Origin of the sequence: Nocardia sp. CNY236, assembly GCF_000482385.1 — a bacterium.
Classification (GTDB): domain Bacteria; phylum Actinomycetota; class Actinomycetes; order Mycobacteriales; family Mycobacteriaceae; genus Nocardia.
In genome coordinates this window covers 131,541-156,411 of record NZ_KI519394.1, presented here as the reverse complement: position 1 = coordinate 156,411, position 24,871 = coordinate 131,541, and the positions used below count along the sequence as shown (strand labels likewise).

17 protein-coding genes and 4 pseudogenes are annotated in these 24,871 nt (G+C 66.1%); 16 read left to right on the top strand and 5 right to left on the bottom strand.

The window, feature by feature from the left end:
* Positions 1-49: 49 nt before the first annotated feature.
* A pseudogene (locus K940_RS32010) lies at positions 50-775 on the bottom strand (IS1634 family transposase); the annotation flags it as partial.
* A pseudogene (locus tag K940_RS32005) lies at positions 771-1,223 on the bottom strand (leucine zipper domain-containing protein); the annotation flags it as partial. The pseudogenes K940_RS32005 and K940_RS32010, both read right to left, overlap by 5 nt.
* Between K940_RS32005 and K940_RS33830 the strand changes: the two are divergent.
* A complete protein-coding gene (locus K940_RS33830; RefSeq protein WP_028479510.1) occupies positions 1,143-1,346 on the top strand; it encodes a hypothetical protein in 204 nt (67 codons plus the stop codon). The pseudogene K940_RS32005 and the gene K940_RS33830 sit on opposite strands and share 81 nt — an antisense overlap.
* Here the strand turns inward: K940_RS33830 and K940_RS0123705 are convergent.
* The 3 genes and pseudogenes from K940_RS0123705 to K940_RS34205 all read right to left on the bottom strand — a co-directional run bounded on the left by K940_RS0123705 (position 1,343) and on the right by K940_RS34205 (position 6,273).
* Entirely contained in the window at positions 1,343-4,156 is a 2,814-nt protein-coding gene (locus tag K940_RS0123705; protein ID WP_028479509.1) for a (Fe-S)-binding protein, read from the bottom strand. The two genes, K940_RS33830 and K940_RS0123705, sit on opposite strands and share 4 nt — an antisense overlap.
* 116 nt (positions 4,157-4,272) lie before the next feature.
* Positions 4,273-5,376, bottom strand: coding sequence for a type 2 isopentenyl-diphosphate Delta-isomerase (fni, locus tag K940_RS0123700; RefSeq protein WP_028479508.1), 1,104 nt, complete (start codon positions 5,374-5,376; stop codon positions 4,273-4,275).
* A gap of 67 nt (positions 5,377-5,443) precedes the next feature.
* Positions 5,444-6,273 (bottom strand): annotated as a pseudogene (locus K940_RS34205) (transposase family protein).
* Between the two features lie 599 nt (positions 6,274-6,872).
* Here K940_RS34205 and K940_RS30115 point away from each other — a divergent pair.
* From K940_RS30115 to K940_RS33310, 15 genes and pseudogenes are all read left to right on the top strand, one after another.
* The gene (locus tag K940_RS30115; protein ID WP_051407493.1) at positions 6,873-7,754 is read left to right on the top strand and encodes a hypothetical protein; all 882 of its coding nucleotides are present in this window, start codon (positions 6,873-6,875) and stop codon (positions 7,752-7,754) included.
* A gap of 6 nt (positions 7,755-7,760) precedes the next feature.
* On the top strand, positions 7,761-8,345 hold the full coding sequence (locus K940_RS0123685; RefSeq protein WP_028479507.1) for a cysteine hydrolase: 585 nt from the start codon (positions 7,761-7,763) through the stop codon (positions 8,343-8,345).
* Positions 8,342-9,358 carry a hydrogenase expression/formation protein HypE gene (hypE, locus tag K940_RS0123680; protein ID WP_028479506.1) on the top strand — a complete coding sequence of 339 codons (1,017 nt, stop codon included), beginning with the start codon at positions 8,342-8,344 and terminating at the stop codon, positions 9,356-9,358. Before K940_RS0123685 ends, hypE begins: the two co-directional genes overlap by 4 nt.
* Positions 9,352-11,661 carry a carbamoyltransferase HypF gene (hypF, locus tag K940_RS0123675; protein WP_231390493.1) on the top strand — a complete coding sequence of 770 codons (2,310 nt, stop codon included), beginning with the start codon at positions 9,352-9,354 and terminating at the stop codon, positions 11,659-11,661. Before hypE ends, hypF begins: the two co-directional genes overlap by 7 nt.
* 247 nt (positions 11,662-11,908) lie before the next feature.
* On the top strand, positions 11,909-12,898 hold the full coding sequence (locus tag K940_RS0123670) for a UbiA family prenyltransferase (RefSeq protein ID WP_028479504.1): 990 nt from the start codon (positions 11,909-11,911) through the stop codon (positions 12,896-12,898).
* The gene (locus K940_RS30110) at positions 12,898-13,995 is read left to right on the top strand and encodes a histidinol-phosphate transaminase (protein ID WP_051407492.1); all 1,098 of its coding nucleotides are present in this window, start codon (positions 12,898-12,900) and stop codon (positions 13,993-13,995) included. The genes K940_RS0123670 and K940_RS30110 overlap by 1 nt, the downstream gene beginning before the upstream one ends.
* Positions 13,992-17,228, top strand: a complete 3,237-nt coding sequence (locus K940_RS0123660) for a thiamine pyrophosphate-binding protein (protein ID WP_028479503.1) — start codon at positions 13,992-13,994, stop codon at positions 17,226-17,228. The genes K940_RS30110 and K940_RS0123660 overlap by 4 nt, the downstream gene beginning before the upstream one ends.
* 65 nt (positions 17,229-17,293) lie before the next feature.
* Complete coding sequence (locus K940_RS30105) at positions 17,294-17,965, top strand: class I SAM-dependent methyltransferase (RefSeq protein WP_051407491.1); 672 nt, start codon at positions 17,294-17,296, stop codon at positions 17,963-17,965.
* An 11-nt stretch (positions 17,966-17,976) separates the two neighbouring features.
* A complete protein-coding gene (locus K940_RS0123650; RefSeq protein WP_081706602.1) occupies positions 17,977-19,404 on the top strand; it encodes a cytochrome P450 in 1,428 nt (475 codons plus the stop codon).
* A 42-nt stretch (positions 19,405-19,446) separates the two neighbouring features.
* Positions 19,447-20,067 carry a class I SAM-dependent methyltransferase gene (locus K940_RS31175; protein WP_196812345.1) on the top strand — a complete coding sequence of 207 codons (621 nt, stop codon included), beginning with the start codon at positions 19,447-19,449 and terminating at the stop codon, positions 20,065-20,067.
* 81 nt (positions 20,068-20,148) lie between these two features.
* Positions 20,149-20,865 carry an ABC transporter ATP-binding protein gene (locus K940_RS0123640; RefSeq protein ID WP_028479501.1) on the top strand — a complete coding sequence of 239 codons (717 nt, stop codon included), beginning with the start codon at positions 20,149-20,151 and terminating at the stop codon, positions 20,863-20,865.
* Positions 20,862-22,025 carry an ABC transporter substrate-binding protein gene (locus tag K940_RS0123635; protein ID WP_036530025.1) on the top strand — a complete coding sequence of 388 codons (1,164 nt, stop codon included), beginning with the start codon at positions 20,862-20,864 and terminating at the stop codon, positions 22,023-22,025. Before K940_RS0123640 ends, K940_RS0123635 begins: the two co-directional genes overlap by 4 nt.
* Positions 22,026-22,033: 8 nt before the next feature.
* Positions 22,034-22,840 (top strand): ABC transporter permease, encoded by an 807-nt coding sequence (locus K940_RS30095; protein WP_051407506.1) that lies wholly within the window; start codon positions 22,034-22,036, stop codon positions 22,838-22,840.
* Positions 22,837-23,709 (top strand): annotated as a pseudogene (locus tag K940_RS33315) (MFS transporter); the annotation flags it as partial. The gene K940_RS30095 and the pseudogene K940_RS33315, both read left to right, overlap by 4 nt.
* A 288-nt stretch (positions 23,710-23,997) precedes the next feature.
* Positions 23,998-24,858, top strand: coding sequence for a haloalkane dehalogenase (locus K940_RS33310; protein WP_028479499.1), 861 nt, complete (start codon positions 23,998-24,000; stop codon positions 24,856-24,858).
* Positions 24,859-24,871: the final 13 nt, after the last annotated feature.

The window sequence follows — 24,871 nt, the reverse complement described above, 5'->3', positions numbered from 1 at the left end:
ACCTGAGTTGCACAGGTTTAGTGACCCACGTCGGGTTGTCATGGGTGCGGAGATCGGTTTTCGACATGCGGAATGACCGCTCGACCTGCCACTGGTCGTGATACTTGCCGATCACCTCGCCTGCGGTCATCACGTCGGCGGGAATGTTGGTGACGTAGCCTTTCAACCCGACCAGCGACCGTGCCTGGGCCAGGGACACTTCGTCTACGGATCGGTCTGTGCCGGCGATTTTCACGAATCGGGTCGATTTCGCGGGTTTGCTGCCGTCGACTGCGGCTCTGGCGCGTGTTTCTTGGGCGTTGAGGGTGATCGTGTCGCGGCGGGCGCGTGCGATGCTGTAGTGCCAGACCGCCCGCCACGCTTTTTCGTTGTCGCGTGTCCAGACGGGTTCGGCGCGGGTGTTCGTGGTGTTGACGGGGGTTCCGGCGCGTCGGGGCGTGACGGTGTCGATGAGCTGCCCGTCGATGAAATAATCGCCGTGCCAATGGAAATGGGATGCCAGGACACCGGGCGCTTTGACTTGGCGTGATCCGACGATGAACCCGCAGCCGGCCTCGTCGAGTGCGGTCAGGTTGGCCACCGACAGCATTCCGGCGTCTGCGGCGACCACGAGTTCGGTGTTGGTCAGGTCGTGGCGGTCCCGGAAGGCGGTGATGATCGGAATGATGGTGGTGGTTTCGGCGGTGTTGCCTTCGAAACATCCGATGTCCAGCGGGAATCCGTTGCGATCGACGAGCAGTCCCACGACTATCTGTGGATCGACCCTTCGTTCCGACTTTCTTGATATCGACATGGACCATGTGCCCGGGGCGGCGGGCAACGATCCGGTGCGGGGCCCGGTTCGCGTCGCCGGCCGGGTCCAGGAACCGGCGGCGATTCGGCCCGAGCGAGACCAGATGCCGACCCACCGTCCGGACCGAGACCACGGTGCCCTCGCTGGCCTGTTCGAGCGCGATGCGGCGGGCCGACCATTTTCGGGTCCGCCGCAGCACTTCGATCCGGGCCACCACCGGAAGCGGAATCGCGTTCGGCGATCGGTGAGGAGCGCTGGAGCGGTCGAGTAGGCCCAGTTCACCGTGGCAGCGGAATCGGTCGACCCACTTCGAGGCGCATTGGCGTGAGATGCCCATCTCCGCGGCGATGTGGGCGATCGGGCGGGACTGGCATCGTTGGACGAGGCGGTGGCGGCCCTCGACGGTGAGCGGGGCATTACGGTGGGACACGGCGGTTCTTTCGGTTCGTGGCTGATGTGTGAGTTGGCGCTTCACATCCTGCCGCTGAAAGAACCGCCCCTTTCAGCTCACCCCACGGCCAGCGACACCAACGTCACGACCCGCAACACCTAGCTCTTCCGGCCGGGAGCCTTCGTCCCCGATTTGAAGCCCAGGCCGCCCGGCTTGGCGGCCGGTGGCGCGGCCGCGGTGCCGTTGCCCTCGGCGGAGGCTTCGGCTGCCGGGACCTTCGCAGCCGGAGAAGGTGCTTCGGCAGCTGAGGTTGTGGCGGACGAGGAAGATTCGACTGCAGGGGCAGCGGCGGGTTCCGCTGCCGGGGCTGCCGGTGCCGCAGCGCCGGGGGCCTTCACGCCGGGGCGCTTGAAGCCCGACTTCATGGCCAGGCCCTTGGCGGGGAGCGTCGGCTTGGTCTCCGTCGCAGCGGATTCGACAGACGGGGCAGCAGATTCCGTTGCCGGAGCAGCCGATTCAGCCGCAGGAGCGGCCGATTCGGCAGGCGCGGCCGGAGCTGCGGCGGGCTTGGCGCCCGGGGCCTTCGCTCCGCCCTTCATGCCGAGTCCGCCACCGGGTGCCTTCGCGGCACCCTTCATACCCAGGCCGCCACCGGTCGGCTTCGCCGCCGGTGCAGCCGGAGCGGCTTCGGCGATCACTTCGGGCTCGGGTGCGGCCTTCGGGGTCTGGATCACCGTCAGGTTCGCCGACAGGGTCTCCGGGGCGAGTTTCTCGATCGACTGCAGCATCAACTGCGCCACATCCACGACCTCGACCGCCTGGCCGATCTCACCGGAATCCTTACGCGCGGTCACACCATCGGTCAGCATCACCCGGCAGAACGGGCAACCCGTCGCGATCATCGCCGCCGAATTCCCACCATCCAGCGTGGACAACGCTTCGTCGACCCGGTCAATGTTGATGCGCTTACCGAGGTTCTCCTCCATCCACATCCGCGCGCCACCGGCACCACAACACATCGACCGTTCCCCGTGCCGCGGCATCTCGGTCAACACCGCCCCCGCGCCTTCCATCAGCTCACGCGGGGCGTTGTAGACCTTGTTGTGACGACCGAGATAACAGGGATCGTGGTAGGTGACCTTCTCGGTCACCGGCGACACCGGCACCAGCTTCTTGGCCCGCACCAAACGGTTCAGCAGCTGGGTGTGGTGCACCACCTCGTAGGTGCCACCGACCTGCGGGTACTCGTTGTTGAGTGTGTTGAAGCAGTGCGCGCAGGTGACGACGATCTTCTTGCGCGCCTGCGGCACACCGTCGAACACCTCGTTCAGCATCTCGATGTTCTGCTGCGCGAGCTGCTGGAACAGGAACTCGTTACCCGCACGCCGCGCCGAGTCACCGGTACAGGTCTCGCCCTGGCCCAGGACCATGAACTTCACACCCGCGGTCGCCAGCAGCTCCGCGACCGCCTTGGTGGTCTTCTTCGCGCGGTCCTCGTAGGCGCCGGCGCAACCGACCCAGAACAGGTACTCGTAACCGTCGAACGAGTCAGCGTCCTGCTGGAACACCGGGATGTCGAAGTCGAGCTCGGAGATCCAGTTGATGCGGTCCTTGGCGTTCTGGCCCCAGGGGTTGCCCTTGTTCTCCAGGTTCTTGAACAACCCGGCCAGCTCGGAGGGGAACTCCGACTCGATCAGCACCTGGTAGCGGCGCATGTCGATGATGTGGTCGACGTGCTCGATATCGACTGGGCACTGCTCCACACACGCACCACAGGTCGTGCAGGACCACAGCACCTCGGGATCGATGATCCCGTTCATGTCCTCGCCACTGACCAGCGGACGCTCGGCCTCGGCGCGGGCGTCGGCCGAGATCTTGGCCAGGGCGGGCTCGTCGGGTTTGCCGTCGGCGTCGACCAGGCCGACCTCGTCACCGCCGGTGTCGGTGCGGCCACCGGCGAGCAGGTAGGGGGCTTTGGCGTAGCCGTGGTCACGCAGCGACATGATCAGCAGCTTCGGCGACAGCGGCTTACCGGTGTTCCAAGCGGGGCACTGGGACTGGCAGCGGCCACATTCGGTGCAGGTGGTGACGTCGAGGATGTCCTTCCAGGAGAAGTCCTCGAACTTACCCACACCCAGGATGTCGGTGTCGACGTCGACGTTCTCCATGTCGAGTGCCTTGCCGTTGGACATCATCGGCTTGGCAGCGCCGAGAGCGACGCCGCCGTCCTTCTCACGCTTGAAGTAGATGTTGAAGAACGCGGCGAAGCGGTGCCACGCCACACCCCAGTCGATATTGCGGCTGACCACGACCACCCACACCAGCGCCGCCATCAGCTTGAAGAAGGCAAAGACCGACACCGCCGAGGCGCTGGCGGGCACCACCTTGGCGATCTGCATGCTCACGAAGTCGCTGATCGCGTCATGTTCGCCGGTGTAGGCCACGACCAACGCCTTCACGCCGACCATGGAGATGCCCTCGACCACCACGACGGCTTCGACGAAGTACGCCGCCAGGAAATTGGAGCCCGAGAACCGCGACAGCCGCGCCGGGCGCCGCGGATGGTTCAACTGCCGGATGGTGATCAGCACCAGGCCGCCGACAATCGTCCCCAGGCCCAACAATTCGTCGAGCAGGTGATAGAAGCGGGTGTGACCGATCCACGGCCAGGTGAACATGGGGTCGAAGATCTGCCCCTGGGCCTGGAATACGGTGACGAACCCGATCAGGAACCCGACCATCACCAGCCAATGCGCCCAGCCGACGGTCCGGAACTTCACCATCCGGGTGTGCGCGGCGAATTCCTTGATCACGGTGGCCAAGCGGGGGCCGAAGGGCCGCCACCGGTCCGGTGCGGGCTGCCCCAGCCGGATGGTGCGCACCATCCGGCGCACGGCCAGCACAAACCCGGCCCACGCGGGGACACCGATCAGGATCGAGATGGCGCCCAGCGTTATTTGCAGGGGGCTCATGCGGTGACCTTTCACTTACTAAGGAACACAATGTTTTTCGTCGCTCGCCGCATCATAACCCGAGCCAAGTTTCTCACCGGTAACCAATCGCCCGGGAATTCGCGACCCTCCCGCGATCATCGGACAGGGTGCACCGCAACCGGTTTCCGGGACCGCCGGGCGTAGTGCCCAGGGTCGATGCCACGCAGCCTGCACGTCTCGGCGAGCCCACCCGCCAGCAGCAGATCCGTGCAGGTCAGCGCGCGCACGTTGTCCGCGCCGAGCAGCACCATGAGCTGACGGATCTGAGTGATCCAGGTGTCGATGGCCGCGATCAGCGCGTCGAGGCCCTCACCCTGAAGGATCGACAGGAAATGCCCGGATATCCCCACGGCCCGGGCGCCGAGGGCGAGGCCGCGTACAGCGTCGAGCGGAGTGCGCACCCCACCGGAGGCCAGCAGCGTCACCCCGCGCGCGACGGCCACCTCGGCGCCGTCGAGCAGGCAGGCCGGGGTGGACAGGCCCCAGCCGGCGAGCAAGCCGAAGTCGTCCTGTCGCCTCCTGGCATTCTCGATCAACGCAAAATTCGTTCCACCGCTGCCCGATACGTCGACAATCGATACACCCAGGTCGGCCAGCTGCGTGACGGTGTCGGCACTGATCCCGAACCCGACCTCCTTGACGATCACCGGGATGCCGAGCGACTCCGCGAGGCGGGCGATATTGCGCGGCCAGGCCGAGAAGTCCCGATCCCCCTCCGGCATCACGATCTCTTGGACCGCGTTGACGTGCACCTGCAGTGCATCGGCCCCCAGCAACTCGACCACCTGTGCCGCCATGTCGGGCGTGGCGTTGGCATTGACGTTCGCGATGACGTAACCGTCCGGATTCTCTTCGCGCAGCACGCGATACGTGTGAGCCACCGCGCTGTCGGCCAGGTAGGCGCTCATCGAGCCCGACGCGATCGCCAGTCCGGTCTCGCGCGCCGCGATCGCCAGCTCGCGGTTCACCTCGCCGGTGCGGGCGCTGCCGCCGGTCATGGCGTTGATGTACAGCGGCACAGGCCAACTCGCGCCGCTCACCTCCGTCGCGAGAGAGACCGCGTGTTCCGCGGTACCCCGGAGGGCGTGGTGGACGAAGGCGATTTCGTCGAACGGTGACAGGTCGTGCGCGGTAGCTGACCGCTGATGCTGCGCGACGGCCAGACGGACGTGATCGTCCTTGCGGCTGGCATAGTTCACCCGATGTTCCTTTTCCTCTGACACCGCGATTGCCGGCGGTGAGTGAATGAAGTGATCTCAGTAAGTTTCATGCGATCCGTTTGTATTCGAAATGGGTGAGGACGAGTGCGGCCTTGACGATGTCGCCGATATTCTCGGGGCTGGCGGTGAAGTGCCGCAGGGCATGCCAGCGGCCGGTGAGGATCGCGAATCCGCGTTCGCTCAGGCAGCGCAGCCCGCGCAGTAGCGCGTTGCGGGTGCGGGTGTTCACGTCGAGAGCCCGGCCGTCGGCGGTTGCTTGATCGGGGTGTGCACGCCGATGCCGGCGCTCTCGTAGCCACCCTCGGCCAGCGTCGGTAGAGCCAGATACGATGCTGCCCAATATAATTGGCCGAGAACGTGCTCGCGTGCGGCGACCAGGTTGTGCACCGAGCCGGACTCGACGTCGGAGACCCACAACGGCAATCCCGTGGGGGCCGAGAGAGCTTGGATGTTGCCGCCGAAGGTGTGGGCTTTTCCGGAATACCAGAGGTCGATCTGCTCGCCTTTCACGCTCGTGATCTTCTCGCTGCTGCGGTCCGCGTCGAACACCTTCCCATCCAGGATCGGGTGCGTGAGACCTTCGGCGTGGGCGCGTAGCAAGGCTTCCTGCAGGTCGGGGGCCTGGGCGGCGAGTACGGTGATGCCTTCGCCGTGGTAGCGGTAGGAGGTGGCGCGGCTGATACCGAATCCCGCCCCCGAGCACGGCGATGTCCTCCTGCTTGCGGAACCACGCCACCAGGAACAATACCTGTTTCCAGCAGCTCAGCGTCCGGCTGCCGCGGCGGGTGCCCCGGTCTCGTCGTTCGGCAGCCAGCAATCGCAACACGTAATCCACCAGTTTACGGGGACGTCGAGCATGGCAGGATAGGCGATCACGTGGAGTCCTTGTAATGGAGCGTTTCGTAGCAGGACCCTCGTTACCTGGACTTCACGTCCCTATCCGGGACTCGATGATCGTGTCGCCCAGGGATTTCTGTCACAGTGCCCGAAACCTGGCGCCTACCTTGCTGAAATCACCTCAATGTCGACATTTCGAACGATGGCTTCGACTGGTAATACGCTGGGCCGGGGTATTACCACACACGCCGAATCCCTTCGACAAGCGCCCGATCCGGAACGACGTCCCACTCGTGATACCCAGTATCATGGTGTGCAACTGCGACTTTCGCTCAGTTGGACACCCGGACCGGCCGCCACCAGCGACGGATCGACATCGCCTCACCACCGCCATCCAGGGCGCTTGCCGGATGGCCACACACGGCGCTAAAGTCAGAATCTGATCTTGAGGCTCCAGAGGGGGAGGCACGATAGACTTGAATCAGTATTCGAATTTGAAACGCGTCAAGACCTCCGTGGAAATTGCATCGCTGGTAACGGTGGGGTCCCCCCGATCCAAGGGGGAAGACTATTCACACATTGAACGCCTGGTCGAGGCGCAGTGGCCCTTGCCGCCCATTCTCGTCCATCGGCCGACAATGCGCGTTATCGACGGATTCCACCGCACATTTGCCGCGCGGCTCAAGGGATTCACGCATATCGACGCGTATCTGATGGACGGTTCCGAGAAACTCGCGTTCATCGTCGGAGTCCGGGAGAACACCACACACGGCCTGCCGTTGCCCCTGACCGATCGGCGCGCGGCCGCCGAACGGATCGTGCAGACCCACCCGCACTGGTCGGATCGCTCGATCGCAGCCACCGCAGGCCTGTCAGCGAAGACCGTCGCGTCGATCCGGAGCCGGCTCGACGGTGATCAGCCGTCGAGCCATCGACTGGGCAGTGACGGCCGCCTGCGGCCCGTCGACACCAACTCGGCCCGGCGCACCGCCGCCGAGTTGATCATGGCCCGCCCGCACGCGTCGCTGCGGAGCATCGCCCAGGAAGTGGGCTTGTCCCCGTCGACCATTCGCGATGTCCGCACCAAGCTCAAACGCGGGGAGTACCCGTTCCTCCGCCCCGACCAGAACAAAACCGACCAGCCTGTATCGGTACGGGAGAACAACCCCGGGTACATCACCGATCGACTCACTCCCCCGGACTCCCGCAAGCCCACAGATCTCGACACCCTGCTGGCGTTGCTGTCCCGAGATCCCGCACTCCGGATGAGCACCAGTGGACGCGATCTCCTGCGCTGGATGCATCATCGGGCCGTGAAGGGCAGCGATATCGAGAAGATATCCAAAGCCATTCTTCCCCATACGGTGGATCACATCCTCGAATTCGCGCAGCAATGCGCGGCGAATTGGTCGAGCATCGCCCAGGAACTACAATGCCACGCGATCACCGAGCAAGACAGCCCTCGGACTGCAAGTGGGCCTGAGATTCACAAACAGGTTCTAACCGAGATACTGGAGTAGTTCGTCATGTCCAAAATTGCAGTGATAACAAGCGGTTTGCAATACGATATCGTCGGGAAGAACCCGGAACGGCAGGCTGCGATCGCCGCTGCGACACCGCATGTCACGGAATTCCTGTCCGCCATGCGCAAGCGCGACTATCCCATTTTCCATTTACAGCTGCTGAACGAGCCGGACGATCCGCTCGCCGAACGGTACGACGGCCGGGTCCCCGCGGTGCGCGGCACCTCGGGAGCCGAGGTCGTTCGCGAGTTCCTGGCCTCGGACGACATCATCCAGGAGCGCAGCAAGGACAGCGGTTTCTACGAGACCGATCTGCACGACCGGCTCCAGCAGATCGGGATCGAGACGCTGATCCTCATCGGCCTGCAAACCCAGATCTGTGTCCAGACCACGGCCGCCGACGCGTTCTTCCGCGGCTACATCGTCGCGGTGCCGAGCGACTGCGTGTTCTCGGCCCTCGAAGCCGACCGGGAGCGCGCCCTCGAATGGCTCGAAAGTTATTGCGCCACAGTCGCGGACTCCGAAGAGATTATTCGGACGCTGGACGAGACCGGCGGCATCCCCCGGAAAGAGACGAAGACACCGTGACGCTCGCGGCCCAGCAGATCCAGCTCGACCACGGCACCGGCGCCCTGCTGTCGGGCGAGCTGGTGGCATTCATCGCCGAGACCCTGGGCGAGGTCTACGTGGGCGAAATGGAGGACAGCGCGATCCTGCCCGCGGAGGGCAACCAGCTCGCGATGACCACCGACAGCTTCGTCGTCGATCCGCCGTACTTCGGCAACGGCGATATCGGGAAGATCGCGGTGTGCGGGACCGTCAACGATCTCGCGGTCTCCGGAGCGACCCCCCGCTATCTCACGCTCGGGCTGATCCTCGAGACGGGACTGCCCCTGGACCGGCTGGCCCAGGTGCTTACCTCGATCCGGGAGACCGCACGCGAGGCCGGAGTGCAGATCGTGTGCGGCGATACCAAGGTGGTCCGCGCTGGGGAAGCGGATCAGCTGTACCTCAACACGAGTGGCGTCGGATTCTTTGGACGCGAGCCGTTGCGGATGGGCGCCGTGCGCCCCGGCGACACGGTCATCCTGTCCGGCCCGCTGGGCAACCACACCGTGCACCTGCTGTCGATCCGGGACGGGCTCGGCTTCGAGAGCCGGGTGCTCAGCGACTGCGCACCGCTCAACACGATGATCGATCACCTCTTCGCCGCAGCTCCGGCCGGGGCGATCCGCTCGATGCGCGATGTCACGCGCGGCGGGCTCGCGGCCGTATTGCACGAGTACGCAACCAAGTTGGACAAGAACATCGTGATCGACGCCCCGGCCCTGCCCATCCAGCACGAGACCGCGATGGCGGCGGACATGCTGGGGATCAATCCCCTGCACTGCGCCAACGAGGGGTGCCTGGCGATCTTCCTCGACCCCGCGGTGGCCGAGGACGTACTCACCGCACTGCGCGGGCACGAGTACGGACAGCAAGCCACCGTCATCGGCACGGTCACCGCCCTCGATGGCGGCGAGGTGTTCCTGCGGGATGCCGCCGGCCGCGAATCCTCGCTGCAACCCCTGCGCGGCGCAGAGCTGCCCCGGCTGTGCTGACTCGGCCGACCGACCGAGCGACCTGGACGATCCGGGTCACCGGTGTCGTTCAGGGAGTGGGCTTCCGGCCGTTCGTCTACAAGCTCGCCCGTGCGCACGGGCTGACCGGCTGGGTGCGCAACGATCCCGAGGGCGTGCTCATCAAGGCGAGCGGCGACGAGTCCACGCTGCGGCTGTTCAGCGCGGAGCTGCACGGCAAGGCCCCGGAGCTGGCCCGAGTCGACGGTGTGATGGCCCTCGACAAGTCGGCGGGACCGTCGGGCGCCACCGATTTCGAGATCGTGCGCAGTGCGGATGCCGGAGCGAAACTTACTGTTGTGCCAGCGGATACGCACGTGTGCGCCGACTGCCTGGCCGAGTTGCGCGACCCGGCCGACCGCCGGTACCGCTACCCGTTCATCAACTGTACGAACTGCGGTCCGCGGTATTCGATCGTCCGGGCGCTGCCCTACGACCGGTCGCAGACCACCATGCACTCCTTCGCGATGTGCGAGCACTGCGATCGAGAGTATCGGGATCCGCTGAGCCGGCGCTTCCACGCGCAGCCGAATGCCTGCGCGGACTGCGGGCCGAGTCTGTTCCTGGCCGACCGCGACGGCAGGGTCCTCCAGGGCGAGGACGCATTACACAGGTGCGCAACGGAATTGGTCGCGGGCCAGGTCGCGGCCGTCAAGAGCGTCGGAGGTTTCCATCTCGCCGTCGACGCGAGCAGCGGCGCGTCGGTGGCGCTGCTACGTGCACGCAAACGCCGGGATTCGAAACCCTTCGCCGTCATGGTCCGGGATCTGGCCACCGCCCATCGGATCGCCGAATTGTCCGAGGCGGAAGCAGCGATGCTGCGGTCCCCCGCACGGCCGATCCTGCTGGCCCGCAAGCGTTCCGGAGCGGTACCGGAGAGCGTCGCCCCGCGGAATCCGAATCTGGGCCTGATGCTGCCCTCGGCGCCGCACCATCACCTGCTCCTCGACGAGTCCGGCCTGGACATGGTCGTCATGACAAGCGGCAACATCTCCGGCTACCCCATCGTGCACCGCAACGAGGACGCCCTCACGCAGCTGCTTGATATCGCCGACGTGATCCTCTACCACGACCGCGACATCGAGATCAGGGTCGACGATTCCGTGGTGCGGATGTCCTTCCATCCCGAATTGGACAGTCGCGTAACGACTTTCCTGCGCCGGGCGCGCGGGTACGCGCCATACCCGGTCGAGGTGGGCCGCCCGCTTGCTCCCCTGGTGGCCTACGGCGCCGAACTCAAGACGACGGTGGCCCTGTCCGCCGGTTCCCGGGTGTACCTCAGCCAGCACATCGGCGATCTGAAGAACGACGAAACCTTCGCCTCGCACCGCAAGACGGCGGCGCACCTGGCGGCGCTCTACGACCTGCGCCCAAAGGCCGGCGTCTACGACCTGCATCCCCAATTCCGCAGCAGCAGTATGCGGGAGGGCATCGGAGAACCCGGCGATCCGGTGTTCGTCCAGCACCATCACGCGCACATGGCCGCGTGCATGGCCGAGAATCAGCTCACCGGACAGGCCATCGGGGTGGTCTTCGACGGGGCAGGATACGGCACCGACGGCACCACCTGGGGCGGGGAGTTCCTGGTCGGCGGCTTCGACCGCGTCGAGCGGGTAGCGCATCTGCGGAGCCTGGCGCTGATCGGCGGCGATCGCGCGGTCCACGAACCGATCCGGACCGGGGTGTCGATCGCGTTGGACGCGTTCGGCGATATCGACCTGGCAGCCAGGACCTTTCCAGCCATCGCCGCGCTCGAACCCGACCGCCGCCACGTGTATTCGACGATGCGGGCGCGCGGCATCAATTCGCCCGAGGTCTCGAGCATGGGGCGCCTGTTCGACGGGGTGGCCGCCCTGCTGAGCGTCTGCTCATACGCCGAATACGAAGCCCAGGGACCGATCGAGCTGGAGGGCCTGCTCGATCGCGACCTCGCGATGGCCGACGGATACCCGTTCGACGACACCGCGACCGAGGTCGACTTCCGGCCGGCGATCCGTGCGATGGCCGACGATCTCACCGCGGGGGCGCCGATCGCGACCATCGCCCGCCGCTTCCATTCCGGCGTGGTCGCGATGGTGCGACACCGGTGCCGCGAGGTCTCCCGCGACACCGGCATCCGTCAGGTGGTGCTCTCCGGTGGCGTATTCCTCAACGAGTTCCTGTTGATCAACTGCCTGCTGACGCTCCGCCGCGACGGATTCGAGGTCCACACCCACCGCCAGGTACCCCCCAACGACGGCGGCATCGCCCTCGGCCAGCTGCTGGTCGCGAACGCGAACGCTTAGCTCGGGCCCTTTCGTATGCGAAATCGCTGCCGTGTTCAACTGATGAAGGTTGCAGTTGGACATTCACTTGGCTGCAACAGTTTTCGGGGTAAGTTCGTGTCATAGCTTCGAGGTGATGAACGTCAAATCCTGGAGCGGGTCAATTTGCAATGCATATGACAAGTGAGCTGTGATCGTGGTTGGAACAATTTCTATACCTACACTTGACGAGTTTCTGAGCAAATCGGCAGACAAGCGAATTGACTGGGTGAACTCGTCCGAGGGATTCGCGAAGGGAATTCGGGAGCGAATCGAACTCTTCCTTTCCTTCGCCCGCCCGCGCACCTGCCTGCCCGGGATGCTGGCCTTCTGCCTTTCCTGCAAGATGCAAGGTCTGGAAATCGGCCCGAACGTATTCTTAGGCTTCGCGATTACCTTCCTGTACAGCGCGGTCGCCAATCTGTTCAACGGCTACTCGGATGTCGAGGAGGACAACGAGAACCTCCCGGCCCGGCTGTACCTGCTCGGCCTGTACGGCCGCCGCAAGCTGCTGAAGAGCGCCTATGTGGTGTGCCTGCTCATGCTGGCCCTGTCGGTTCCGGTCGGTCCGGTGTTCGTCGGGATGACGCTGATCTGCATCGTCATCGCCCATCAGTACTCGCTGCCGCCCTTTCGGGTGAAGGCACGGCCTTTGCCCTCCCTCGGGCTCTTCGCGCTGGACGTCGCGTTTCCGTTCGTGATGGCAGCTGCGGTGGCGAAGCATGGACCGTCGGTGCTCGGCAATTGGGCGTTCATGCTGATGGCCGCCTATCTCTTCATCTGGTTCGTAGCCAAGGGGCTGGTGAAGAACCTGCCCGACTATCACGGCGACAAGAGCGCCGGGCTGGTCACCTCGGCGACGCTCAGCAGTACTCGCAGGCAGGCGGCCATCGTGGCCGCGACCGGAACGATCCTGGTCTATCTGGGTCCGGTATTTCTGGTGGCCAGTGGGCAATTCGCCGTCAAATTCCTGCTGACTCTGGTGTGGTTCCCGATTGTCTGCGTGCAGGCCGCCCGGATGATCCTTCGCGACGACAACCACTCGGCGAACAACATGCTTCGCTTCGACATGGTGGTGTCGACGGGTTACCTGTCGACCTGGATCCTGCTGGTGGATCCCTCTCTTTCGTCGGTCGGCATCGTGGCCGGGTCGCTGGTCGTCATCTTCCTCATGGACGCGCTGAAACTCGATACCCGCCGAAATAAGGATGTTGTGTGATGGATGCGCTGGAGACGGTCCTGCGGGCGCCCGTGGGTGTCGTGTGGGACGAGTATCGCGCGGGCGAGGACCGTGATCATTCGACTGTCCGGCTGGACCTTTCGAACAATGCTCTGCCGTTCACTCCGCTGCCGTCTGTCCGCAAGGCGATCGAGGCCGAAGTGGATCGCGCGGCGGAGTACCCCGCCGCCTCCTACGGTGCGCTGCGCGGCGCCATCGCCGAGTTCGTGGGCTGCGGCCCCGACCAGGTCATCGTTGGGCCGGGCAGCGTGGGCGTGCTCGGCTACATTCTGCGGCGGGTCGCCGGCGCAGGCCGTCGGGTTGTCTACGCGGTTCCGGCGTTCGACGCCTACGAGCGGGTCGTGGTGGACGCCGGTGGAACGCCGGTTCCGTTGCGGGGCAGTATGATTCGCTGGCAGACGCTGGATCGGATGGTGGCTGCGGCCGGGGACGACGCGGCCGCCCTGCTGATCTGCTCGCCGCACAACCCGACCGGGGAGCCCGTGCGCCCTGACGAGATCGACCGGGTGCTATCCGCGGTGCCGCGGCACACGGTCGTCGTGGTGGACGAGGCGTACATCGACTTCGACCGCACCGCCGATGCCTCGGCCGTGCTCCGGCTCACACGCGCGCACCGAAACCTGGTCGTGATGCGGACCTTCTCCAAGGCTTACGGTCTGGCGGGTCTCCGGGTGGGATTCGCGGTCGGCGACGGCGAGCTGATCGGCGCCTGCCGCACGGCCGCCATGCCCTTCGGCGTGAATCGGCTGGCGGTGGCCGCGGCCGTCGCCTCGCTGGATGTGAGCGACGAACTCGCCGCCCAGGTCGACGAGGTAGTGCGCAGCCGCACGGCGTTCCTTACCTCGATTCGCGAGAACGGCCTGGTGGTCCCCGAATCGTGCGGCAACTTCGTCTGGGTGCCGACGCGGCATCCGGCATCTCTCGTAGATTTCTTCACCCGCTCGGCGATTGCGGTGCGTGAGTATCCGGCCCTCGGCGTCCGGATCACCGTTCCCGCGCCGGAACACACAGCCGACGTGGTCGGCGTACTCGCGGAGGGTTACAGCCGAATGGAGGCAAGCGCGTGCCACAGATGAATCCCCACTTGGGTGCCGATCTGTTGGGGCATCCGCGGTTCGCGGACGCGATCGTGGATCGACTGGTCCGAAATGATGTGCGCTACATCTTCGGAATGCCCGCCGAGTCGGTGAACTGTCTCGTCGACGCGGTCGGGCGGCGTGACGAGATCGGACTGATCGCGGTCCGCCACGAGAGCGCGGCTTCGTGGATGGCGGTCGGCTATGCCCGGGGTTCGGGCACGGTCGGCGTGTGCTTCGGCACGGCCGGACCCGGAGCGACGCATCTGCTGCCCGGGGTCTACGACGGGCAGTACGATCGCGTGCCGGTGCTGGCGATCTCGGGTCAGGTCGCCCTCGCCGGAATCGGCACCAGTTCGTTCCAGGAGATCGATTCCTCGCGGCTTTTCCGCGACGGCGCGTGGCGGTCGTCGGACATCATGTCGGCCGACCAGATAGGCGTCTTCGACCAGATCATGCTGGGCATCCGCCTCGAACGGACCTCGGCGCACGTCGCCATTCCGTCCGACCTGCTGCACACGCCGGTGCAGGAGACCGAACAGCCGAGTCCATACCGGCTGGATTGCCGCAGCGCCACGAAGGTCGACAAGAAGCGAATCGACGATCTCGCCGACTACCTGTGCTCGCATCCGGCGCCGATCGTTCTCGGCGTGGGCAGCCGGGAAGCGGCCGATCGCGCACGGACGCTCGCGGACGCGTTGGATGTCCGGCTGTGGGCTCTGCCGGAATCGGGAATACCCGAGACGCTGGTCACCCCGGTCAACGATGGCAGCGCCGCGCCGGCCACTGCGGACAGTGTGCTGCTGATCGGCCGTCCCACCACCGGTGTGCGGAAGTACTTTCCCGCCGCGGACACCCTCATCGAAATCACCGATCTGGCGACCTCCGGGTTCGACGCGGGCAGCCGCCGGATTGGTGTCGCGGGCGATATCGCGGGCATCCTCGAATCCCTGGTCTCCGCCGTCGCGAGCCGCACCGGGGCGTCGGCCGACACCGCGGAGCGCCCGGCCGGAAAATCGCGAGACCAGCAACCGCCCGCCGGGTGGGAGGTGCTCGCGCGGCGGTTAGCGGGCGCGACCCTGGCCGTGGATCCCGGTACCGTACAACGACTTTCGCGCAGATTCTTGAGCGGGCACGCCGATGTCCACAGCGCCTGGAACCTGGAGGCCGAGGGTTCGGCGCTCCCGATGGCGATGGGCCTCGCCCTCGCGGCGGGCAGGCGCTGCTACGCGCTGACCGAACTCGCGTCGCTGGACCAGTACATCTCCGAGTTATCCACGTCCGCAAGGTATTCAGTTCCGGTGACCGTGGTGTGCGCCGCAGCTTCGGGTGCGACGATCCGGGACTTGGCGCGGGCGTTCGGCATCCCGGTGCTGTGGGCGGCCACGCCGGCGGAACTGGATTCGGCCATCGAGCAGGCGGGCCGCGAGACCGGACCGGTCGTGATCCTCACCGGCGCGGTGGAGCTGGAGTCCTCGCCCGCAGCTCCCGACGCGCAAGTCGCCGGTTTCGCGAGCGATCTGCTCGCGGCGCTGTCGGTCCGGGGAATCGACTCGGTGTATCTGTCGCCGACCAGCCGTCGCCGCCTCGATATGCGAAGCGACCGGGCCGATCTGAACGTGCACGTGGTCGCCGACACACAGGCGGCCGCGATGCGGGCGACCGCGGTGTTCAAGGCGACGGGCAAGCCCGCCGCTGCGGTGGTTACCTCGTCGGCCGAGCTGCTCGGGCAGTTGAACGGCCTCTACGACGCCGCATTCGACAGCGCGACGGTACTGCTGATCTCGTTCGAGATCGACCGCTGGTTCCTGGACCCGGTCGACGTGCTGGGCGAGATCTCGGCGATCTCTGTCGTGCTGGACGGCACAGCCGGGGACACGATCCGCCTGCGCGACGCTCTGCTGACTGTCGCGGGCGGCGGTAGGGGAGTGACGCACATCCATGTGACCGGCGCCGCGCTGGCGTCGGTCACCGGTGCCGCATTGGTCGAAGCCGCCGGCGCATTCGATATTCCGGAATCTCTGATCGGCATGCCCGGCAGCATGATGGCCGGGCACGAGGAGATCGCCCGGGCCGCGGAGCTGCTCTCGGCGGCGCCGAGCGTCTCGATCGTCGTCGGTCGTGGCGCCGCGGGCGCCCGCCGGGAACTGATCGAATTGGCCGCGTGCATCGGCGCTCCGCTGTACTGCACGATGGGCGCGCTGGCCGCGGATGTGCTGGGGGATCGCTGCGACGGCCTGGTGGGCACCTCCGGGCACGACGTGGCGATGCAGACCATCCGTCAGAGTCAGGTCGTCGTGCTGGTCGGTGTCTCGTGGCGCGGTTCAGCGTTCGAGCTGGTCGGTACCGGCCCGGTGATCTCGCTCAATACCGATACGCTGACTTTTCTTCGCCTGCCCCAGGATTCGATCGGATTGCTCGGTGAGGCCCGGGAGCTGCTGGAGGCGCTGCTCGCCTGTTCGGCCGAGCGCGGCGCCGTTAGCCGCCTGCCCGCTTCCCGTGCGGCCGCGCGCAAGGCGCCGCGGGAAGGGACGCGCGAACTGCGGGCGGTCACGGCCGCGCAGATTATCGACCACGAGCTCGCGTGCGCCGAGCGCTCCTCGACCCTGAGCGTGGATGTCGGCATCAACACGCTGTGGGCCTACCGCCATGTGCGGTCAGCCACCCGCTACCTGTGGACCGCCTCGTTCGCCACGATGGGGTTCGCGGTGCCGGCGGCGGTGGACGTCGCGGTGCGCAATCCGGCGGACATCTCGGTGGCGATCGTCGGCGACGGCGGTATCGGAATCACCCTGGCCGAGTTGCGGAATGCCGCGCAGCTCGACTCGACCGCAGTGATCGTGGTCTTCAACAACGGCGCGCTGGCGGCCATCAAGTTCGAGAGCTGGATCATGGGGTGGCCCGACACCTCCTCGGAATTCGCGGCCTTTGATTTCGCGAGCTTCGCGCGGCACTGCGGGCTGTCCGCGGTGACGGCCCGCACGGCCGGGGAATTCGGCGACGCGTTCCGGGCGGCGCTCCGTACCGACGGCCCGACGCTGATCGACGCGCGCATTCCCGCGGTGGAGGCTCCCGCGCTGGCTGGGCAGATCCACCTGCGCCAGGTCGTGGGGCTGGTATCGGGCTGGCTGCGGGACGGTCGGTCCGCGCGGGCCGGCGCCTGGTCGATGGTGAAGGCGGTCGGCGAGGACGCGGCGGGTCAGGTGCTGCGCCGGATAGGGCGACACGAATGAAGTGTCCGGTCTCAGAGAGAAGAGGTTCTTGAATGGTCGGGACACGTCCTGCCACACCTCAGGCAATGTTCACCAAGATCGCTCCGCGCTATGACCTGGTCAACACGGTCATGACATTCGGCGGCGACGCCAGGCTGCGCCGCGCGGCGGTACGGCTGCTGCGGCTCGAATCCGGTGCCCGAGTACTGGATGTCGCGGCGGGCACCGCCGCTATCGCGTCCGCGCTGGCCGCCGAGTATCGCGTTCCGATCTCCTACCACGCGGTCGACCTCAACGAGGAGATGCTCGAGGTCGCCGAGCCCAAGCTGGCGCGGCTGCGCCGGGAACGGCCGGGAACCGAATGGAGCCTGATGCGCGGCAGCGCGGAGGCGCTCGAATTCGACTCGGAGAGTTTCGACGCGGTCGTCATGTGCTTCGCGCTCGACGACATGGACGACTCCGCGGCGGCGCTGTTAGAGGTCACCCGGGTGCTGCGCGACGGCGGGCGCTTCCTGCTGATCGAACTCGCACTGCCCGACAACGAGCTGCTGCTGACTGTGCTGAAGCTCCGTCTGCTCCTGATTCGCCGGATCGCCGGGCTGTTCGGCCTGGATCCCGTCGCACACATGACCAAAGAAGTGGAGTCGGATCGCGGCGTGGAATTCACGCTGTCTCGTTGTGAGAGCGTCGGTCTGACCTTGGAGTCCCAAGCGCGATACCACGGCGGCATGGTCCGCGCGCACGTCTTCCGCAAGTAGAAGGATTTTCGATGGACAATCAATGCCCGCATGCCGGGGCGGCCACGAAGATACACTCCGCCACCAGCATCACCAGCCGTCGCCTCTCGAACAAACATCTGCCGGGCCCTCCGGGGCACCGCATCATGGGCTCGTACCCCGAGTTCGCCAAGGACCGCAATAAGTTCCTGCGGGAGGCGATCCGGCGGTACGGCGACGTCTGCCGGATCCAGCTGCCGCTGCGGGACCTGATCGTCCTGGGTAACCCGGAAGACGTGCACCGGGTGATGGACGATACGTCCGGCGACTACAGCAAGTTCGGCAACTACCATCCCGCAATGGCGAAGCGGCAGAACGGTCTGTCGTTCATCGAGGGCGAGATCTTCCGTGAGCGACGCCGCATCGTCAGCCCCCTGGTCACCCGTGACGGCCTGAAGAGCACGTTCCAGGCGAATGTCGACGCCTACCTGGATACCCTCGACGCGAACATCGGTGAGGCGACCGATGCCGACGGCGTCACCGATCTGCAAGAAGCGATCTTCCAGACGCTGCTGCGCGGCGTGCTCAAACAGACCTACACCGAGTCGTTCACGGCCAAGGAAATGCGTGAGCTGCACGAGGGCATGGCGACGTTCACCAAGCTCCTCGGCTCGACGCTGAAGATCGCCGATCCGCCGAATCTGGTTCGCCCCTGGGGCCCGTACAAGATCCGGCCGTGGACGGTGTTGTCCGCCGCGAAGATCGTCAAGGATCGGGTTGTCGAGCGCCAGAATTCGCCGGCCCTGGGCACCTACGGCGATGTGCTGGACGGCATGGTGCTCGGGTACAAGAAGCTCAAGACCCCGATGACGTTCTGGGACCTCTGCTTCGACGTGGCGACGATGACCAGCGCGTCGTACGGCACCACCGCCGGCGCCATCACCCAGACCGTAGTGCGCACGCTGCTCGACGCCGAGGCGACCGATCGCGTGGTGGAGGAATGCGGCACCATCGATCTGTCGCAGCCCTCGGTCGATTCGGTGCGCAGCCTGCGGTGGGTGCGCGCGTGTTTCGAGGAATCGATTCGGATGCAGGGGTTCCCGCTGCTACTGCGCTTCACCGCGGTCGGAGGGAACCTCCAGGGACTCGACATCGCACCGAACACGATGCTGGGCGCTCCCATCTCGGCGATCCACCGGGATCTGCGGTGGTGGACCGATCCCGACACCTTCGATCCGAACCGGTTCTACGACAACAGCAAGCGGGTGGATCAGCCGCGCCTGCTGCACTTCCTGGCCTGGGGCGCCGGCCCGCACCGATGCACCGGCGCCCAGCTGGGATACCTGATCGCGCCCTACCTGGTTGGGTTGATCCTGAGCCGGTACCGGGTGGAGATCCCGCCGAACTGGACCTTCCGTGAGGAGACCGGTCTGGCCCCGACGATCAAGGGTGGCTTCCGCGTTCGACTGACGCGGCGTTGAAAAGCTTCGGCTGAACCGAATCCGAGTACAAGGGGAATGAAATTGGCAGAGCGGTATGACATTGCAGCGCCCATCTACGACCGGACCGCGTGGGTCCTGTCGCTGGGTGGCATCGACAAGCTGCACCCCGCGCTGGTGGCCGGACTCGAGCTGTCGGGCAAAACGGTGGCCGATCTCGGATGCGGTACCGGCCTGGCCTTCCCGGCTCTGATTGAGGCAATCGGACCCTCGGGCCGGGTGATCGGCTTGGACAACAACGCGGCCATTCTCGCCAAGGCGGAGAAGCGGGTGACCGAGCACGGGTGGAACAACGTGAAGCTCGTGGTCGATGACATCGCAACCACGCCGCTGCTGCCGGACATCGACGTGGTGTTCAGTTGCATTGCGATGAGCTGTGTTCCGGATCCGTCGGAGAAGCTGGACGAGCTGCTCGGGAACCTGAAGCCGGGCACCGTGGTGCGCATCATCGACGCGCTGCCACGCACCAGGGGCTTCGGATTCCGGGCGATCAACGGCTACAACTTCCTGAAGTCCTTCATCGTGGGGTCGCACTACAAGAAGCTGGAGCCGTTCGAGCGAGTGTTCCGTGAGCGGTTGAGCAACGTAGTCGTCGACAGCGTGCACGGCGGCATGTACACGCGACTGACCGGCGTCAAAGCCTAGTCGTCGCAGACTCTCAGAAGCGGGCGGATGTGGTCGGTACTCGTTCTGCCCACCCGATTCCCCTCACGAAGGTGTCCTCGTTTGCGAACCGAATTGACAGTTGACGGCGGCACGAAGCAGTTCGGCGACACCGTCGTGCTGGACAGCGTGTGCCTCTCGATCGATCGTGGTGAGTTCCTCGCCGTGCTGGGCCCCAGTGGCAGCGGCAAGTCCACCCTGCTGCGGGTACTGGCGGGATTGGCAGAGTTGACCGCGGGAACGGTGCGCTGTAGTGCGGACGGTGAACGGCCGCGCACCGGGGTGGTGTTCCAGCAATCGCTGCTGCTGCCATGGCTCACCGTGCTCGAGAACGTGTCGCTCGCAGGACGATTCGCTGCTCACCGCGACGTTTTCGACCGCGAGTATCCACTGACCCTGCTGCGCCGGTTCGGATTGGACGGCCTCGCGGGCCGATACCCGAACGAGCTGTCGGGTGGTCAGGCGCAGCGCGTGGCCGTGCTGCGCGCGGCAGCGACCCGGCCGCGGCTGCTGCTGCTCGACGAACCCTTCAGCGCGCTGGACCCGGCGACCCGAATCGACTCGCGGCAGTGGCTGTCCGAGCTCGTCGCCGAGCTCGGGGCGACGGTCGTGCTCATCACCCACGACGTCGACGAGGCGGTCGCTCTCGCGGACCGAATCGTGCTGCTCGACCGAGGCCGGATCCGCCGGGGATGGCGGGACGTGCGCTCCGGCGACGCGCTGGCGCTTCGGGACGACATCCTCCAGCAGTACCACCCGGACGAGATGGCAGTTCCTTGACCGAGATCTCGAGGCGGCACCTGCTGGCCGGCGCGACCGGACTCACCGTCGCCGCAGGGCTTTTCGGCTCGGCGGACCTGGCGCGCAGCGCGGCGACCGCCGGGCGGCGGCACGAGAGTGCCCTGCGCGTGGGGTATCTGCCGATCACCGACGCCGCACCCTTGCTGATCGCGCACGCCGCGGGCCTCTACTCCGCCGAGGTGAGCGCCGGCAAACCCGTTCTGTTCCGGAGTTGGGCCGCGCTGGCGGAGGCGTTCGTCTCCCGTCAGATCGACGTCGCGCATTTGCTGATGCCGATGGCCCTGCAACTGCAGCGTGTGCTCGGCGCCGGGGTGCGGATGCTGGGCTGGAATCACACCAATGGCTCCGCGCTCACGGTCGCCCCGGACATCACCGATCTCGACCAGCTGGCCGGATCCCAGGTCGCCATCCCCTTTTGGTGGTCGATCCACAACATCATCGTGCAGCAGATGCTGCGGGCACACGACATCACGCCGGTGGTCCGGCGCAGCGCGTCGCGGTCCCGGCGCACCGTCGAACTCATCGTCATGAGCCCGTCGGATATGGTCCCCGCCCTGGCGAATCGGTCGATCGCGGGCTACGTGGTGGCCGATCCGTTCAATGCCATCGCCCAGATCAAGAACATCGGACGGATCCACACCTTCCTGGGCGACGTCTGGCGCGAACACGCCTGCTGTGTCCTGGTGACCCGGGACGACGTGATCGCCCAGCGGCCGAGCGCGGTGCAGTCGGTGATGGACGCGGTGGTCGCCGCGCAGCTGCGGATCACCGCCGATCGTGATCGGGCCGCGACCGCGTTGACTGCGGGAAGGTATCTGCCCCAGCAACTTCCAGCGGTGCGCACGGCGCTGACCTACCCGAAGCCGCCCTGCCCGTTGCGCCACCCGGAGTGGTTGCCGCAGCTGGTGGGATTCCAGCCCTATCCCTATCCCGGGTTCACCCGAAAGCTGGTCGAGTCCATGCACGACACCGTGGTCGACGGGGACCGCCGCTTTCTCGACGACCTGGATCCGGCCACGGCGCACCGGGGGCTGGTCGACGACAGCTTTGTGCTGAATTCAATTGCCGCGCGAGGAGGAAACCGAGCCTTTGGGCTGCCTGCAGACCTCTCCAGAGCCGAACAGGTGCAACCGCTGTGACTTCTACCATCGTTCGATCCCGCCGCAGTCCCGGTGACACGGCCCGATCGGCGCTCGCCAAGCTCTGGCCGCCGGGGGCGGCCGTCGCCCTCACCGTGCTGCTCTGGTGGCTGGCGACTTCGGTGTTGTCGCCAGAGCATTCGCTGCTGCGCCAAACCGCCCCGCAGCGGGTGCTGCCGGCCGTCGCTGATCTGTATCACCGCGGGGTGCTGGTCTCGGATGCGGCGATCAGCCTGTGGCGCTTGGTGATCGGCCTGGCCGTCGCGACGGTGATCGCGGTGCCGGCGGGGCTGCTCATCGGTCTGAGCACGCGGGTCGAGCGGGCCGCCGCGCCCGTCGTTCAGTTCCTGCGCATGATCTCGCCGTTGTCCTGGACGCCGATCGCCATCGCCGTGTTCGGCATCGGCAATCAACCGGTCTACTTCCTGGTCGCGGCCGCTGCCGTCTGGCCGATTCTGCTCAATACCGTCTCAGGGGTGCATGCCATCGATCGGGGTTTCCTGGACGTGGCCCGATCGTTTCATGCGACCCGCATAGAACTACTGCGGGTCGTGATCATTCCGGCCGTCCGCGATCACGTGCGGACCGGACTCCGTCTGGGGCTGGGTACCGCCTGGATCGTGCTGGTGCCTGCGGAGATGCTCGGGGTCAGATCAGGTCTGGGGTATCAGATCCTGAATGCCCGAGATCAGCTGGCCTACAACCAGGTTGTCGCCATCATCCTGGTGATCGGCGCACTGGGGTCTGCCGTGGATTTCTTGGCGAGCCGGCTGCCCGGGCGCGGCTCCAACCATCGCGTAGTGGCAGGAAGCTGAGAGATAAGGGTGAGGTTCATGTCCGAACAACATGCGGCGTCGTCCGACCGACCTTCACCGCGGCACAGGAGCGGGCGAAAGCTTTCGCCGTCTTCGGAGGCGTGTCCGGGGCCGGGTTCGCGCTCGGGCTCATCGCGGGCGGAGCGTTGACGCAGTACGTGTCCTGGCGCTGGTGCCTGTTGGTGAACATTCCGGTCGCGCTGGCCACCGCGGCGGCGCTGCTGGTCGTCGTGCGGGACGTGCCGCTGCGGCAGGCAGCCGGCTACGACCTGCCGGGCGTCGTGTTCGTGACCGCGGGACTGGTCAGCATCGTCAACGGCTTCAATCGCGCCGCGCAGGTCGGTTGGGCCGCGGCCAGCACCGTCGCGCTGCTGGCGGTCGGCGTCTGCCTGCTGGCGGCTTTCCTCTCGATCGAGGCCCTTGTCGTTAATCTACTTCTGCCCCTGCATATTGCGGGGACGCTCAACCAAGCTGGCGCGTTCTTGCTCGCGCTGCTGGCGCCGGTCGCCATGTACGCGGTGTTCCTGTTCCTGAGCTGCTATTTCCAGCAGACGCTGGGGTATTCGCCGTTGAAGGCCGGAGTCGCCCTCCTGCCGTTCCCGTTCGGTATCGTGCTGTCCGCGGGTGTGACTAGCGCCCTGCTGCCCAAGGCCGGTCCACGGGTGCTGTTGCTGGTCGGCTCGCTGTTCGGGGCGGGTGGCCTGATCTACCTGGCGCAGTTGCGGGTGGGCCAATCCTATTGGTTCGCGGTGCTTCCCGCGCTGGTTGTCATCGCGCTCGGCATGGCGCAGATCTTCGTGGCCATGCAGGCCACCGCGCTGTACGGGATCGGCGAGGAGGACGCCGGCGTGGCCAGCGGTCTGTTGAACGCGGTGCAGCGATCGGCGCCTCGATCGGAACCGCGCTGCTCACCACCATCGCGGTCCAGGCTTCCACCCGGTACGTGCGCAATCATCCGTCCGACCCGAGTCTGCCCGACCGCGCCGCGATCCATGGCTATGGCTCCGTATTCTACTGGGGTACAGCATGGTTCGGGCTTGCGGCAATCGTGGTCGCGATCATGGTCCGCGTCCGGAACCTGGACCCGGCGCCCAGGTCCGACGACTCTGCCGCCGCGGCGCGCATGTGATCCGTCCCCCAACCGTAGAGAGGTTCCCATGCTGATCGACTTCGTTCCCGACAAGAATCTGTACCCCTTCGAATCCCGGTGGTTCGACTCGTCTGCCGGCCGGATCCACTACATCGACGAGGGCTCCGGTCCGACGATCCTGTTCTGCCACGGCGTTCCGACTTGGAGCTTCATCTACCGCGACATCGTGAAGGAACTGCGCGGCCGCTACCGCTGCATCGCCGTCGACTATCTCGGTTTCGGATTGTCCGAACGCCCAGCGGAGTTCGGCTTCACAGTCGCCGGGCACACCGCCGTGCTCGGCGAACTCATCGACCACCTGGGGCTCGACGACTTCGTGGTGATGGGGCACGACTGGGGTGGGCCCATCGGTTTGGGCGCGGCCACCACCCGCGTGGACCGGGTGCGCGGCATCGTGCTCGGCAACACCCTGTTCTGGCCGCCCGAGGTGCTGGCGAATCAGGTGTTCAGCCGGGTCATCCGAACCGGCCTGATGCAGCGGCAGATCCTGGAGCGGAACTTCCTCGTGGAGCGGGTGCTGCTCAGCGAACTGGGGCGCACGATCGGTCCGGCCGAGACCGAGCACTATCGCGCGGTGCAGCCCAGCGCCGAAGCCCGCCGGGGACTCGGCGTGATCGCCAAGCAGATTCGTGACGCCCGGCCGCTGCTGGACCAGCTCTCCCGCGACGTGCCCGCCCTGCTCGCCGACAAACCGACGTTGCTGGTGTGGGGCATGAAGGACCTGGTGTACCGGCCGAAGGACTGCATTCCGCGCATACGCGACACCTTCACCGATCTTGAGGTGGTCGAGTTGCCCACTGCGCGGCAGTTCATCCAGGAGTATGCATCCGACACGATCGCGCAGGCGATCGAGAAGCGGTTCCAGTAAGAAATCACCACCG